Genomic DNA, 14,456 nt, shown 5'->3' on the forward strand with positions numbered 1-14,456 from the left:
GGAGCCTACTTGACCGCCGGAACGGGCGGGATCGAAGCGCCGAAGCGCTGCAACCCGGAGAGATAGGCGAGCCCTCTGCCGGTCTGATAGATCGACACCGTGAGGAACCAGAGCGTACCGCGGAGGATGCCGATATCCTGATGCCGGCGCTTCTGGAAATGGCTCCACTGATCCGCATTGGCGAAGGCCAGGTCCGCGATGAGCCGGTGATGCTCCGGCGTTTCGGTGAGGAAACGGCAGCCGATGAGAATTCCCTTCTCGTCGATGGTCATCTTGCGGACTTCCATCGGAAGCTGGTTGATCGGCAGGTCGGAGAGCGGCGTGAATTCAAGCGTGCCGAAGGCGCCGCGCTTGAGGCCCGGAAGGGCGGATTGCGAGAGGCGCAGGCTCGCTCCTCCGACCGACACGTCCCTGACGATGCCCTCGACGATCTTGTCGCCCATCACGAACTGGCAGGGGCGATCGACGACGACGCGGTGGCTCTGGCGCCGGGTGGCGCGTTCCGACACGACCCCGAGGGCGCAGCCGGCGATGATCAGATTCAGGAAGTTCCAGGCTCCGGTCACGAGCGTGACATCAGCCTTGTAGGGCTCGGCCCAGATCCGCACGACGGTCGCGACCACGCCGAGCAGCAGGATTCCGAAGACGATGAAGTAGGGCGCCCCCAGTTCGGACACGCGGTTCTGGTTCATGACCTCCGTCTTCGCCGTCACCTTGAAGGTGGGCTTGCGGGGATTGGCGATCACGGACAGGAGGGCCGGCAGCAGGTAGAAGGTCTGGATGTACTCGTACAGATCTGAAATCCATGGCCAGCGGTAGCGGCCATAGAGATAGTTCTGCATCATGAAGTTCACCATCATGTAGGTGGACGTGTAGGCCAGGAACTCGCCCCCCGAGGCCATGAAGATCTCGAGCGAAAAGAACAGGTAGCAGAGGGGAGAGACCAGGAAGCAGAACCGGGTGAAGGGAAAGAGCCAGAAGAACGAGCTCGACATGTAGCAGAGGCGCTGCGAGATCCTCAGGCCGCGCTTCAGGGGCGGGAACCGGTAGCGCAGGATCTGCACCATCCCCTGGGCCCATCGGGACCGCTGGCCGATGAAGCTCGCGAAGCTCTCCGGCTGCAGGCCGGCGATCAGCGGCTTGTCCACATAGATGCTTCGCCAGCCCCGCGAATGGAGTTCGAGCGCGGTTTCGCAGTCCTCCGTGATGCTGAGGCCGCTGAAGCCGTCGGTCTCCTGCAGGGCTTCACGCTTGAGAATGGCGGCGGATCCGCAGAAGAAGGAGGCGTTCCACTTGTCCAGGCCCCGTTGGATCACGCCGTAGAACATCTCGTTCTCGGACGGCATCGTCTGAAAGGTGCCCAGATTCCGCTCGAGAGGGTCAGGATTGATGAAGAAGTGGGGGGTCTGGACCAGAAAGAGGTCCTTCTCGGTGCTGAAATACCCGACCGTCTCCTCTAGGAAGCTTCGGGCGGGAGCATGGTCGGCATCGAAGACGGCGACCAGGTCGCCGGTGGAATTCTCGAGCCCGTTATTGAGGTTGCCTGCCTTCGCATGCTCGTTTCTGGCACGGGTGAGATAATTGACCCCCAGCGACGCGCAGAGGGCCTGGAGCTCGGCGCGCCTCTCCCGTGCCTCCCTGGCAAGGGCCGGATTCGGCGATTCGCATTTCTCGTCGGTGCCGCCATCGTCCAGGAGCCACACGGTCAGCTTGTCCGGGGGATAGGCCATGCCCTTCGCGGCCGACAGGGTCGTGGCCAGGAGATGGGCGCTCTCGTTGTAGCTCGGAACGAAGACGTCGACGGTCGGCAGGTTGTCCCGGTCGAGAGGCGGTGCCGTCCGTGAGCCCAGGGGGCTGGAGACCACGAACAGGCTGAGGAACAGCATCATCACGCTGTACATTTCGGCCATGTAGAGCAGGAAGGCCGGAATGTAGTTCGTGAACTCGGTGATCGGCGGCAGGGTGCTGGTGGTGCGCCAGAAGACATAGCGCAGGACGATCGCCGTACCGAGGGCCAGCGCGATGAGGCGCCAGACGCCCTGAGCCCGGAAGAACTTCAACACGATCATGCTGGCAACGACCACGAGGCCGGCAATGAGATGTGTCTGGAGGCTGATGGGAAGGGCGACGAGCAAGAAAATAAGCGCGGCCGCCACGGCCCAAAAGGCCAAGATAAGACCCTTTTGCATCAGTCCAGGTTCTCGGTTGATGTTTCTCTAAGGCATGCGGTAGGCATAGAGCAGGACATAATGAGGATCTATTACTATCTCCTCGACTGTTCTGCTTCCAATTTACGCAGCTATAGTGAACGAAGTCTGCCTGGATGTGATACGTAATAAAATTGTGGACGATTTGGGGCGCTACTGCGCCGGCGGCGGCGGGGGCACCACAGGATAGCCGGAGAGAGGGGCCGAGGGCACGTCCGGTTGGGCGGGCTCCGGCAGCACCGTATCCTTGTCGACGATGGCGCGTGCCGGCTCCACGCTCTCCTGGACAATGACGCGGCGTGCAGGGGCGAGGCTGCGGGGACGAGATCCCAGGAGACCTTCGGTTGCGCCTATGGCGAGCGGGTTGATGGGAGCATTCATCTGCCCGAGATAGGCCGGCGGCGGAGGCGGGGCGCCGTAGGGGTTCCAGGCGCTCGACATGAAATAGGCCGGGATGGTGAAGGCGTACATGGTCCGCAGGAGCTGGGCCTCCGTCGCGTCTGCGTCGCAGAGGCGCAGGCGAAGCGAGATCGCCCCGTGCGTCATGAAAATGGCCGGCTCGCTCGGCTCGATCTGCTGCCAAGCATAGAGGCACAGGTCCCCCGTCGCCGAGCGTCCCGTGGCGAAGCCGAAGGGCCCGTACTTGTTCTGCGCGTAGAGAAGCGACGTCCGCATGTCGATTCCCGGAAAGCGCTCCTCCATCTCGGCCTGGATGATTTCCGGCGTCAGGGGGCGGATCCTGAGGGTGTCGTCGATCTCGGACAGCGTCTCGGGATCGTTGACCATGCTCACGTAAAAGGCATTCTGCCCCAGTGTCATGGAGGCGGTCGAAAGGGCGATCTCCTGCGAAACGCCGTTCTGGTATCTGCGCTGCAGAACCGCGACGACCGCGGGGCCGCCTGGAGGCGGAACGATGATGGCCTGGGTAGCCGGCACCTCGCTCATCAGAGTCATGAAGCCGAGATCGGACCGTGTCGAACACCCGGCCGCTGCCAGAGCGAAGACAGTGAGAAAGGCTTTCGAGACCCTGCCGAGCCACGCCTTCGCCGCCGCACGGGAACGACCGGCACCTGCGACGTCGCGGCGGGCGCCGAAGCCTTTCCGATCCTGGGGCAGTGACTGGGGCATGAAAGCAACTGATCTGGCAGCCAAGGGAGCAGCCTGCGACGGCGTCGCGGGAGGGAGAGGCTCCTTCCGCACGGGCCAGCGCGGGGCTGTATGCTTAACCAGAGATGGCCAAACATAGTTAATGAAGCGTAACGATCGCCGACCTTGCCGGATTATTGTCCCGCAGGCGATCCGGCCATCCCTCGAGAAGCGTGCTTGACGGTGCTGTCAGGCCCTTGCAACGTAAGGCTATTTCATCGTGGCGACGATCTCCGTCAGGGCGTCGACGACGATTCGGGTGATGGCGCGGCCTTTCTCGGCGGAGGCAAGGCTTGGGTCGCCGACGACGCCGCTGCCGCCGGAAATCTCGGCCATGGTCCGGAACAGGGAGCCCCTGCCGCTGCGCAGAAGGTCGTTGTTGGCCCAGCCATGGGTCATGACGTGGCTGGGGCCGGGAATGAGCTCTCTCCTGACGCTGCCCTCGTCGATGTGCAGCATCAGGGACGTCTCGAACTCGCAGGCATGGCCGACGCTGCCGAAGCCGCCCCCCTGCACCTCGGCAAGAGCCTCGGCGGCGATCCGCCACCAGGTCAGGAGGCCGATGCGGCAGTCCCGGTGGCGGGAGCCGAAGGATTCCACCACGACCTGGCCGATGGCCTGGTTGCCGCCATGACTGTTGAACAGCAGAATGTTGCGAAAGCCGTGGGCCGCGACCGAGTTGAGGATGTCGGTCACATAGGCGAGCAGGGTCGCGTGCCGGACCGTGAGGGTGCCCGGAAAGTCCATGTGGTGCTCGGAGGCGCAGACCACGACCGGTGGAAGGATGAGCGCCCGATCAGGATCCCGGGCGTCGAACTCGCCGAGGAAATGAGCGCCGATGCGGGCATCCGTGTCGAGAGGCAGATGCGGGCCGTGCTGCTCGATGGCCGCGATGTTGAGGATGACGGGGATCGAACGGTCGAGGGCGCCGATTTCGCGGCTCGTAAGCTTTTCCCATCTCATGGCTTCACCGCTCCGGCGTGGAGGGGGCAGGGCTGCCCATGGGGTTGGGCAGGTATCCGAGAAAGCCTGCGATGCGCCAGCGCCCGTCGATCCGGCGGCAGAAATACTGCGTCTGCCAACGCAGAGTGACGGTGTCGCCGTCATCGAGGCGGATCGTGCCGTCGAACTTCTTTCGTGCGAGGGCGAAGTCGCCCATGATCTCGATGTCGCGCAATGTGGTGAGGGCAAAGATGGATCGGCGCAGCTCGGCGTCCGCGATCCGTCCCTTCAGCTCCTGCGCTCCGGAAAGCCACGCCTCGCGATAGCGGGCGATATCCGCGTAGGTGACGCGCCAGCTGTCCGGATTGTCGGAGAAGCGCGCATCGATGCCGAAGAAGATGTCCGGCGCGAAATCCTTGAAGTGAGCGTCCCAGTCGCCTGCCACGTAGGCGTCGATGTCCCGGTGGACCAGCATCTCCCAGATGGCGTGGCGCGCCTCATCGGCCGGCGGAAACGGATTGGTATCTGGCATGGGGACGTCCTGGCTGGGTGGTTTGCTCACGTCACGAGACCGTATGGGCAAAAACGTCGCTTAACAACGCGCAGCCTGCCGGAGTACAGGTTCCATCCGGCGGGAATTCACATCGGGCTGCATTCAGCCGACACTTCCAAAAAAGAGAGGGATGATGAGCCGAACGATCGTCGTCACGGGTGGAGCCGGAGATATCGGGCAGGCGCTTTGCCGACGGTTCCTGGCCGACGGAAACCGGGTCGCGATGCTGGACCGGGACGAGGCCGCTCTCGACAAGGCCGTTGCGGCTCTCGGGTCGCCCGAGGCGCTGCTCGGCGTCAGGGCGGACGTGACCGATCTGGAATCGGTGCGGCAGGCGATGGCAGAGGTGGAGGCCCGTCACGGGGCGGTCGATGTGCTCGTCAACAATGCGGGCGGAGTCGTGAGCCCGACGCTCCGCACGACGGAAGAAGCCGATTGGTTGGCCGATATCGAGCTCAATCTCAACGGAGCCTGGCGCTGCGTCCGAGCCGTGCAGGACAGCATGGTCGAACGCCGCAGCGGCGCTATCCTCAACATCTCCTCCGTCAATGGCGCGGGGATCTACGGCTACCCGGCCTACAGTTCGGCCAAGGCCGGCCTGATGCAGCTCACGCGGTTTCTCGCCGTCGAGCTCGGGCCCTACGGGATACGGGCGAACGCCATCGCGCCCGGCAGCGTCAAGACTCAGGCCTGGAAGGAGCGGGTCGAGAAGAACCCGGAGATCTTCGAGCGCCTGAAACGATGGTATCCCTTGGGCGATATCTGCGTTCCCGAAGACGTCGCGGGCGTCGCGGCTTTCCTGATCGGACCCGATGCGCGGATGATCACAGGCGCGATCCTGCCGGTCGACGGAGGCCTGTCGGTCGGCTCCACCACCATGGCGCGGGAGTTCTGCGGGGCCGAATTCTAAGGGACGGGCGGCACCCAGGTTGCCGGCGCGAAACAGGGTTCGCCGCGCCTCTCGAAGGCATGGCGGACCAGCTCCTCTGTCCAGACCGCCATGGGTAGCGTCCCGGCCTCGGATTGCGTCACGAACCGAAGGGCGACGGCCTCTTCGCCATCCGCCTTCGCTCTGCCTCCGGTCACACGGGCCTCGAAGACGATCGTCGTGTAGGAGACGACATCCCCGTTGTCGTAGGTGATGCGATATTTCGGGCCGCCGAAAACACCCGCAAGACGCACCGGCTCGATGTGAAGGCCGGTCTCCTCCCAGCATTCCCGGACGGCGGCATCCGCCGGCGATTCGTCGGGATCGATCGCGCCGCCGATGGTCATCCAAAGGCCCGTGCCGCGCTCCTGAGCGAGGAGCAGGCGACCCTCATCGTCGAAGACGAGAACCGTGACGGCGGGCATCATCACGAGATCGGTTCCGATCCTTTCCCTCAAAGACCGAATGTAGTCGGAGATGGGCATAGGTCCTCGGTGTTCCGCGGTTTCAGTCCCCGATGGGCTGCGCTTCGGTATGGCCGTGCAGGGAGAGCAGCGTCGTTCTGATCCGATGCAGCTTCCGGGCGGAGACCGGCTGCTTCAATGCGCCCACGAGGGCCGACAGGCAGTCGATGATGAGAAGCTGGCCGTAGCGGGTCCGGTTCGGAAAGTTGAAGTGAACCTCGTCGCCGGGGATCTCCAGCGGCAGCAGGATGCCCGCCCTGATGGCGAGGGGGCTGTGCGGCACGGTGACGGCGATCACCACGGCTCCGCGGCCGGATGCGATTTCGGCCGCATCGACCAGCGAATGCGGCTTGCCCGTGACCGAGAAGAGCAGAAACACGTCGCCCTTGTCGGCGATGGCGGCGAGCATGGTCTGCTTGTAGGCATCGGCCGAGGCGGTGACCGACAGCCCGAACCGGAACAGGCGGTTTTCCATTTCCTGGGCCATGAGGGCGGAACTGCCGCCGACCCCGAGACAGACAACCTTTCCGGCCCGCGCGATGGCGGATGCGGCGGCGGCCAGCGCCTCGTCGTCGAGACCCGCGAAAGCGGTCGCGAGCGCGTCGACGCCGGACTGGTAGACGCGCTGCGCCGTGGTTTCCACGTCGCCTGACTGCGCTTTCCGCTCCGCCTCGATATACATGCGCCCAACGGCGAAGTCCTGGGCGAGACGGAGCTTGAAGTCGCTGAAGCCGCCGCATCCCACGCGCCGTGCGAAGCGCATGACGGTCGGTTCGCTGACCTGGGCCTGGGCAGCGAAGGCCTTGATGCTGATCCGGGTCGTGGCCTCGATGTCCTGAAGAACGAGATCCGCCACCCGACGCTCCGCCTTCCTGAGGTTGGGGACGATCTGCTCGATGCTCTCGATGAGATTGGCGGGACGGTTCATTCCGACCTCCTTGCCATGCGGTGGCGCTAGAAGCGGACCCCGATGTAGGTTCTGTCGTCGGCCCATGTGGACCCTATCGATCCCTTGGGCGAGGCATACAACACGACCTTCGCGGGGTCCTCCCGCTCGGCCTCTGCGAAAGCCCTCTCCCAGGCTGCGACGCCGAACCCGTCCCCGGGCTTGAAATAGCCGTCCGAGAAGATCTCGATCGTCTCGACCTCCGCGCGGGGCAGGCTTTCGATTTGGATCATGGGCTCGGGGACCATGAAGCCGTCGAGGCAGGGATAGCCCAGCAGCATGGAGGCATTGTTCTGATACCCGCCCTGGGCGTTGACGATGCCGCCCTGGACCAGGTTCTCGATGTCGGGCCGAGGGACGTGGGGCAGCGCCTTCACATTGGCCTCGATGGCGCGCCGTTCGATGAGCGCCATGTCTCCGGCGTTCAATGTGTCCGCCACCGCATCGAGGGGTTGACGGGTGCCGTGCCATGTCACCCTGCGGGACATCTGCTCGCGCTTTTCCGGATCGGACGTCCTCTCGCCGATCACCGGCCATGCCTGCTGGCGCAGGATGGAGGTGATCAGGTCGAGATCCTTCTCCATGCGAAAGGTGTGCACGCCGTTGATGCGCACGCCGCTGTCCCCGACCAGGACGACCTCCAGTGTCTCGTCCTGAACGAGAACCAGGGCAAGGGCTGCCGAGATGCGCACGTTCCAGTCGGACTGCGCCTTCTCCAGGATGTTGTGGGCCTTGTATGCGCTCTCGATCCGGGCCGTGAGCGCCCGGACGATCTCATGCCCGTTCTTCGGGCCGGCGGGCGCGCTCAGCATGTGCTCGAGCGCGCCCTTCACGACCACCGCCGCATATTGGCCGGCGAGCATTCCATCGTAGCGGGTTCCCAGCCGGTCCGTGACGCCGTCGATGACGGCATAGGCGCGGCCCGGCAGGATCACGAGGCGGTCCTCGTTCATGTGAGGCGCGGACGGATCCTTCGCCTCGGAGAATGCCTCGATCAGCATGATGGCTTCGTTTCCGGCAGTCGGATCAGCGGTTCTGGAGGGCAGCCTTCCACTTGGCGATCCACTCGTCCCGCTTCTGAGCCACTTCCTTGATGTCGTAGTCGACGAGCTTGACCTCGCTGATCGGCTTCAGGCCCGATCCGGTGACGTCCTTGCGGACGGAGCGGCGGCCGATTTCGTTGACGAGCTGCTCCTGGACGGGCTTGGACAGCAGCCAATCGATGAAGACCTTGCCGTTCTCGGCATGGGGCGCACCCTTCACGAGCGCGACGCCGTCCGCCACCGTGGAGGACCCGTCCTCCGGATAGACGATGTCGATATTGCCGCCGCCCTTCACGTAGTCGAGGGCATTGTCCTCGAGCGTCAGGCCCACGAGCGCCTCACCGTCGTTGACGTAGCGCGGAACCGCACCCGACGAGTCGGAGAGGGTCATGTTGCCGAGGATCTTGTTGTAGACGTCCCAGCCCTTTTCGCCGTGACCGATGAGAACCGTGGCGAGCTGCTGGAAGGACGAGCCCGAGCTGTCGGCGCGGGCCGAGGAGATCTTGCCCTTCCACTTGGGGTCGCCCAGCTCCGCCCAAGTCTTGGGATACTCGGATGGCTTCAGCTCCTTGTTGTTGACCGCCATCACCAGAAGAATGCCGGTATAGGGGATCCATTCCGGGCTGACCTTGTAGTTCGGCAGCAGCGCGGCATCGTCCTTCGGCTTGTAGGTCGCCAGAAGGTCCTTGTTGTCCTCGAGCTGTTCGCCGCCGATGCTCCAGATCACGTCGGCCTTGGGCGAGGAAGACTCCGCCTTCACCCGCTTGATGATGTCGCCGGAACCGGCCTTCACCACATCGACCTTGATGCCGGTTTCCTTCTCGAACTTCGGAACCAGCGCATCGACGATCGACGCCTTGTGGGCCGTGTAGACGACGACCGACTTGTCCTGCGCCATTGCGGCGACGCTCAACGACGCGAGCAGCACGCCCGCGGTCAAACCGACTTTCAACATTCCATCCTCCCCGGATTAGGTAGCAAAGCTACGGCATGTTGATGAACCCTATAGGTTTTGTAAAGTCGGCGCCTTATAAGGCGTAGTTATGCGACAAAAGGAGTGGGGCGTGGCGGGTTTGAAGATCCAGGGGCTGGCGAAGAGCTACAGGGAGGTGCGGGTCCTCGAGAATATCAACCTCGATATCGCATCGGGAGAGTTCTTCACGCTTCTCGGTCCCAGCGGTTGCGGAAAGACCACCCTGCTTCGGACGATCGCCGGCTTCCAGAGCCAGGACCGGGGCGAGATCATCGTCAACGGCGAGCGCATCGACCACAAGCCGGCCCACAAGCGGGACATCGGCATGGTGTTTCAGGACTACGCGATCTTTCCCCACCTCACCGTCGCCGAAAACGTCGCCTTCGGCCTGAAAGCCCGCTCGCTGCCGAAATCCGAGATCAGGACCCGCGTCGACGAGAGCCTCGCCATGGTGCGGCTCGAAGGCTATCAGAACCGCCTGCCGGCCGAGATGTCCGGCGGTCAGCAGCAGCGCATCGGCCTGGCCCGCGCCATGGCCATCCGCCCGACCCTCCTTCTCATGGACGAGCCGCTCTCCAACCTGGACGCGAAGCTGCGCATCGAGCTGCGCGAGGACATCCGCGACATTCAAAGGCGGCTCGGCATCACCACGATCTACGTCACGCACGATCAGGAGGAGGCGCTTGCCGTGTCCGACCGGATCTGCGTGATGAACAAGGGGAATGTGGAGCAGATCGGCACCCCGTTCGAAATCTATCGCAAGCCCTTGCGCCGTTTCGCGGCGGCCTTCGTGGGCACCATGAACTTCGTGCCGGGACGGATCGAGGGAGGGCGGCTGAGCATCGGCAGCCAGTCCATCCCGTCCCCTGCCGGAGGAATCGACGGTCCCATCGAGGTCGCCATTCGGCCGGAGAACGTCCTGCTTGCGGGAGATCCTCACCGGGGCGAGGCGATCACCCTCAAGGGCGAGGTGCGCAAGGTGACCTTTCTGGGGCGCGAGGCCCACTACACCCTCAGCACCGAAGCCGGGGAGATCGTCGCGCAGGTCGCGGATCCCGAGCGCGACTTCATCGAGATGGAAGGCCGGCCCATCGAGGTGAAGCTGCCCCTCGGCAGGGTTGCCCTCTTCAAGTCCAACGGGGACGTGGTCGAGGCGGGGCAGGGATGATGAGCAGGCGGTTCCGGTTCGATATCTGGACCTTCGTGCTCATCGGCGCGTGGGCCATTCTTCTCATCCTGCTGATCTGGCCGCTCTCGTCCATCCTGAGAGCTAGCCTTATCGACAACGAGACGGGGACCCTTTCCCTCGTCCACTACGTCGAAATCTTCACCACGAGGGTCTATCAGCGCGCCATCGGCAACACCATGATCGCCGGCTTCGGCGGCATGACGGGCGCGCTCATCCTCGGCGTGACGCTCGCCTTCGTCACGACGCGGTTCCACATCTATGGCCGCGCCGTCATCCAGACGCTCGCGGTCATCGCGCTCGTTTCGCCCCCCTTCATCGGCGCCTATGCCTGGATCGTCCTGTTCGGTGCCAGCGGCGTCGTGCGCAAGGTGCTGGCCGCCATCGGCATTTCCATTCCACCGCTCTATGGCGTCGCCGGCGTCATCATGGTGTTCAGCTTCAAGTTCTTCCCGCACGTGTTCCTGATTACCTCGGGAGCCCTGGCCGCCATCAACCGCTCGGTCGAGGAGGCTGCGGAGAGCCTGGGCGTCTCGCCCATGAAGCGCCTGTTCACCATCACCTTCCCTCTCATCCTGCCGGCCATCTCGGCGAGTGCGCTCCTGACCTTCGTCCTGTCCATTGCCGATTTCGGCACGCCCCGCATCATCGGACGCGACTTCAACGTCCTGGCGACGGAAGCCTTCAACCTCTACGGCGGCGAGGTCGGCGAAAATCCCGGAATGGCTTCGGCGCTGAGCATCGTGCTGATCGCCTTGTCGATGATCATCGTGTTCGGACAGCGCTGGGTGCTGCGCAAGAACGTCTATTACAGCAACATGATCAAGAAACCGGAGCGGCAGCAGGTCTCAGGGCTCAAGTCCTTGGGGCTGCACGTTCTGGCCTACGGGATCGTCCTCTTCGGCGCATTGCCCGCGATCATCGTCGTGCTGTTCTCGTTCCGGCGCACGAGCGGACCGGTGTTCCAGCCGGGACTGAGCCTGCAGAGCTATGAAAAGGTCATCTCGACGGTGTCGGAACCGATCTGGAACACCCTGATCTTCTCGTCGATCGCAGTCGTCGCCATCGTCATCACGGGAACCCTCATCGGCTACCTGATCTCCCGGCGGCCGAGCTTTGCGACGGGCAGTCTTGATGCCATTCTCATGGTTCCCTACGTGGTGCCGGGCATCGTGATGGGCATCGCCTTCATCACCCGGTTCAACGACCCGCCCATTGCGCTGACCGGCACCGGGCTCATCATCATCCTGGCCATCTATATCCGCCGTCTGCCCTATTCGGCCCGCTCCGTCTCGGCGGCCCTGAAGCAGGTCGGGCCGAACCTGGAGGACGCCGCCGTGAGCCTGGGCTATTCTCCGGGCAAGGCTTTCATGAAGGTGACCGTGCCGCTGATCGTGCCCGGCATCCTGGCGGGGGCTCTCATGAGCTTCGTGACGGCCATGAACGAACTCTCCTCCTCGTTGGTGCTCTATGTGGGGAGCACGATCACGATGCCGGTCCGCATCTATCTCTCCGTCATGGACGGGGAATACGGCACGGCCTCCGCACTCTCCACCATCCTCTTGGTCATGACGGTAGCCGCAGTCTATGCCGCCTTCCATCTCTCGGGGCGCAAGGAGAGCGCCCTGCTGTAACGGCAGGTTGGTATCCTGGACCGGAAGGCGCGCGACGGGCACCCGCTGCGCGCCTTTTTCCATTCTTGTCTTGACCTCGGCCCCGTGCGGCATAAAAGCATGGTCTGCAACTTCCTTTCAGTTGCAGACGCCCGTTTCGGCGCCCCATTTCCCGCGTATCCGCGTTTCTGTGCTCCCTTCGAGCGCAGGATCTTTCTCAATCCCGGCCTCCCGCCGGGGCCACGGAAGTCTCTTTCCATGAAGTCGGTTTTCCTGCGCAACGCGCTTGTCCTGGGCATGCTCTCGGCCATCGGGCCGTTCGCCATCGACATGTATCTGCCTGCCTTTCCGGCCATCGCACGCGAGCTGCAGGTCGATGTGAGCGCGGTCCAGATGAGCCTGATGAGCTTTTTCGTGGCCGTGGCCCTGTGCCAGGTCGTCTATGGGCCGATTTCCGACAGGGTCGGCCGCAAGCCGCCGCTCTTCTTCGGCCTCGGCCTGTTCATCCTCGGCGCCATCGGATGCACTTTCGCCCAGAGCGCCGAGGCGCTCATCGCGTTCAGGTTCCTGCAGGGCGTCGGGGCCTGCGCCAGCATGGTCATGCCCCGGGCCATCATTCGCGACCTGCATACCGGAGCCGAGGCTGCCCGTCTGATGGCCACGACCATGCTCGTGTTCAGCGTCTCGCCGATCCTGGCTCCCCTGGCGGGGAGCGCCCTGTCGGAGTTCTTCAACTGGCGGATCATCTTCTGGGCCATCGCGGCCATCGGCCTGGGAGGTCTTCTCGTCGTGGCCTTCCTGCTGCCGGAGACCCACACGTCCGATCCGGGCAAGCGCGGCCTCGGTCATGTCTTCGGCACCTATAAGAGCCTCCTGAAGGACCGCCACTTCCTCGGGCTTGCCTTCATCGGCGGCCTGAGCCAGGCCAGCTTCTTCTCCTATCTGGCCGGCTCCTCCGTCATCTTCATCGAGCATTTCGGCCTGACCCCGTCCGGCTACAGCCTGGTCTTCGCCTCCAATGCGATCGCCTTCATCGGCAGCGCGCAGTTCAACAGCTTCTTCATGCGCCGTTTCGGGGCCGAGCGCGTCGTGCGCATTGCCATCACGGGCTTCGCCTGTCTGACCCTCATCCTGTTCCTGCTCACCGTCGGGGGCGTGGACAATGCGTTCGTCCTCTGGGGGCTTCTCTTCGTGTCCTTCGGCTGCCTCGGCTTCGTGATCCCGTCGACGGCGGTTCTGGCGCTGGAAAATCACGGTCCTATCGCCGGCACGGCCTCCGCCCTCATGGGGACGCTGCAGCTCAGCACCGGTGCGGTGATGATCGTGCTGGTGAGCGCCTTCTACGACGGCACCAGCCTGTCCATGGTCGGCGCCATCGCGGCCTGCGGCCTCATGGCCTTCGCCTTGAGCCGCAGAACCCTGAAGCCGGCTCAGGTCTTTCCTTAAGCGGTCCTGCTCATGATCCAGTCGCGAAAGGAGCGCACGAGCGCCGCTTCTGCCTTGGGCTCCGGGTAGACCAGATAATAGGCCCCGCTGCTCAGCAGGCGCTGGGGAAACAGGATTTCCAGGCGGCCGGTCGCAAGCTCGTCGGCGATGAGGAAATGCGGGATCAGGGCAGCTCCGAGCCCCGCCGCAGCCGCCTGAGCCACCATGGCGAATTGTTCGAAGCGTGGCCCGCGCAACGGATTGCCGACCTCGACCTCGACGCTGGCGAACCACTCGGCCCAGGCGGTCGGACGGGTGCGCTGCTGGAGCAGCGTGACGCGGGTCAGATCCCGAGGCGAGCGGATGCCCTCCCGCTCGCGGTAAGACGGGCTGCAGACGGGGACCGCTTCCTCGTTCATGAGATGCTCGCAGACCGCGCCCGGCCAGTGCGGCTGACCGAAGTGAATGGCCGCATCGAAAGGCTCGGCTGCGAAGTCGAACGGCACGAGCCGCACGCCGAAATTCACCGTCACGTCCGGGTGCTGGGCGAAGAATTCCGGCATGCGCGGGATGAGCCACCGCGTTCCGAAGGTCGGCAGAACGGCCAGGTTGAGCACGCCGCGCGTGCCTGAGAGAGCGATGGCCTGATGGGTGGCGTTCGACAGCTCCGCCAGCATGCCCCGCACATTGGCGGCATACATGCGGCCCACATCGGTCAGAACAACCCGCTGCCGGGAGCGCCGGAACAGGGAGACGCCGAGAGATTCCTCCAAATGTTGGATCTGGCGCGAGACGGCGCTTTGCGTCAGATTCAGCTCTTCGGCGGCTCTGGACACGCTGCCATGGCGGGCGGTCGCTTCGAAGGCGAGGAGGTTGCCCATATTGGGAAGGAAGCCGCGTCGAAGCACCAGTTCATTCCATTCGAGAATAACCTGCTTCGAAGATGTCGCTTTACATACCGGCTGTCCAGCGCGATTTTGCCGCCCAAATTCAACAGGTTCGACCGGCGCGGCCGGCGACCGGAAGCGAC

At 64.0% G+C, this 14,456-nt stretch carries 13 protein-coding genes; 4 read left to right on the forward strand and 9 right to left on the reverse strand.

Going from position 1 to position 14,456, the window contains the following annotated elements:
- Positions 1 to 5 precede the first annotated feature (5 nt).
- The 4 genes from bcsA to LGR44_RS07840 form a co-directional block, all read right to left on the reverse strand.
- Positions 6 to 2,189 (reverse strand): UDP-forming cellulose synthase catalytic subunit, encoded by a 2,184-nt coding sequence (bcsA, locus tag LGR44_RS07825; RefSeq protein ID WP_226739040.1) that lies wholly within the window; start codon positions 2,187 to 2,189, stop codon positions 6 to 8.
- A gap of 171 nt (positions 2,190 to 2,360) precedes the next feature.
- Positions 2,361 to 3,335, reverse strand: a complete 975-nt coding sequence (gene bcsN / locus LGR44_RS07830; protein WP_226739043.1) for a cellulose biosynthesis protein BcsN — start codon at positions 3,333 to 3,335, stop codon at positions 2,361 to 2,363.
- 228 nt (positions 3,336 to 3,563) lie between these two features.
- Complete coding sequence (locus LGR44_RS07835) at positions 3,564 to 4,316, reverse strand: creatininase family protein (RefSeq protein WP_226739045.1); 753 nt, start codon at positions 4,314 to 4,316, stop codon at positions 3,564 to 3,566.
- A gap of 4 nt (positions 4,317 to 4,320) precedes the next feature.
- Positions 4,321 to 4,827: a Cif family virulence factor gene (locus LGR44_RS07840; protein WP_226739047.1), complete on the reverse strand. Its 507-nt coding sequence runs from the start codon at positions 4,825 to 4,827 to the stop codon at positions 4,321 to 4,323.
- Between the two features lie 154 nt (positions 4,828 to 4,981).
- Between LGR44_RS07840 and LGR44_RS07845 the strand changes: the two genes are divergently transcribed.
- Entirely contained in the window at positions 4,982 to 5,758 is a 777-nt protein-coding gene (locus tag LGR44_RS07845) for an SDR family oxidoreductase (RefSeq protein WP_226739049.1), read from the forward strand.
- On the opposite strand, the gene LGR44_RS07850 is transcribed toward LGR44_RS07845, so the two are convergent.
- Genes LGR44_RS07850 through LGR44_RS07865 form a run of 4 tightly spaced genes read right to left on the reverse strand, consistent with a single transcriptional unit; the run spans position 5,755 to position 9,184 of the window.
- Positions 5,755 to 6,261 carry an NUDIX domain-containing protein gene (locus tag LGR44_RS07850; protein ID WP_226739051.1) on the reverse strand — a complete coding sequence of 169 codons (507 nt, stop codon included), beginning with the start codon at positions 6,259 to 6,261 and terminating at the stop codon, positions 5,755 to 5,757. The genes LGR44_RS07845 and LGR44_RS07850 overlap by 4 nt on opposite strands.
- Positions 6,262 to 6,283: 22 nt before the next feature.
- Positions 6,284 to 7,168, reverse strand: a complete 885-nt coding sequence (locus tag LGR44_RS07855) for a MurR/RpiR family transcriptional regulator (RefSeq protein ID WP_226739053.1) — start codon at positions 7,166 to 7,168, stop codon at positions 6,284 to 6,286.
- Positions 7,169 to 7,194: 26 nt separating this feature from the next.
- On the reverse strand, positions 7,195 to 8,187 hold the full coding sequence (locus LGR44_RS07860) for a hypothetical protein (RefSeq protein WP_226739055.1): 993 nt from the start codon (positions 8,185 to 8,187) through the stop codon (positions 7,195 to 7,197).
- Between the two features lie 25 nt (positions 8,188 to 8,212).
- Entirely contained in the window at positions 8,213 to 9,184 is a 972-nt protein-coding gene (locus LGR44_RS07865) for an extracellular solute-binding protein (RefSeq protein ID WP_226739057.1), read from the reverse strand.
- A 109-nt stretch (positions 9,185 to 9,293) separates the two neighbouring features.
- On the opposite strand from LGR44_RS07865, the gene LGR44_RS07870 reads away from it, so the two are divergent.
- From LGR44_RS07870 to LGR44_RS07880, 3 genes are all read left to right on the forward strand, one after another.
- The gene (locus LGR44_RS07870) at positions 9,294 to 10,370 is read left to right on the forward strand and encodes an ABC transporter ATP-binding protein (protein WP_226739059.1); all 1,077 of its coding nucleotides are present in this window, start codon (positions 9,294 to 9,296) and stop codon (positions 10,368 to 10,370) included.
- Entirely contained in the window at positions 10,370 to 12,022 is a 1,653-nt protein-coding gene (locus LGR44_RS07875; protein WP_226739061.1) for an ABC transporter permease, read from the forward strand. Before LGR44_RS07870 ends, LGR44_RS07875 begins: the two co-directional genes overlap by 1 nt.
- A 237-nt stretch (positions 12,023 to 12,259) precedes the next feature.
- Complete coding sequence (locus tag LGR44_RS07880) at positions 12,260 to 13,447, forward strand: multidrug effflux MFS transporter (RefSeq protein ID WP_226739063.1); 1,188 nt, start codon at positions 12,260 to 12,262, stop codon at positions 13,445 to 13,447.
- Here the strand turns inward: LGR44_RS07880 and LGR44_RS07885 are convergent.
- On the reverse strand, positions 13,444 to 14,307 hold the full coding sequence (locus tag LGR44_RS07885) for a LysR family transcriptional regulator (RefSeq protein ID WP_404809911.1): 864 nt from the start codon (positions 14,305 to 14,307) through the stop codon (positions 13,444 to 13,446). The two genes, LGR44_RS07880 and LGR44_RS07885, sit on opposite strands and share 4 nt — an antisense overlap.
- Positions 14,308 to 14,456 lie beyond the last annotated feature (149 nt).

It is taken from the genome of Microvirga lenta (assembly GCF_020532555.1).
GTDB lineage: Bacteria > Pseudomonadota > Alphaproteobacteria > Rhizobiales > Beijerinckiaceae > Microvirga > Microvirga lenta.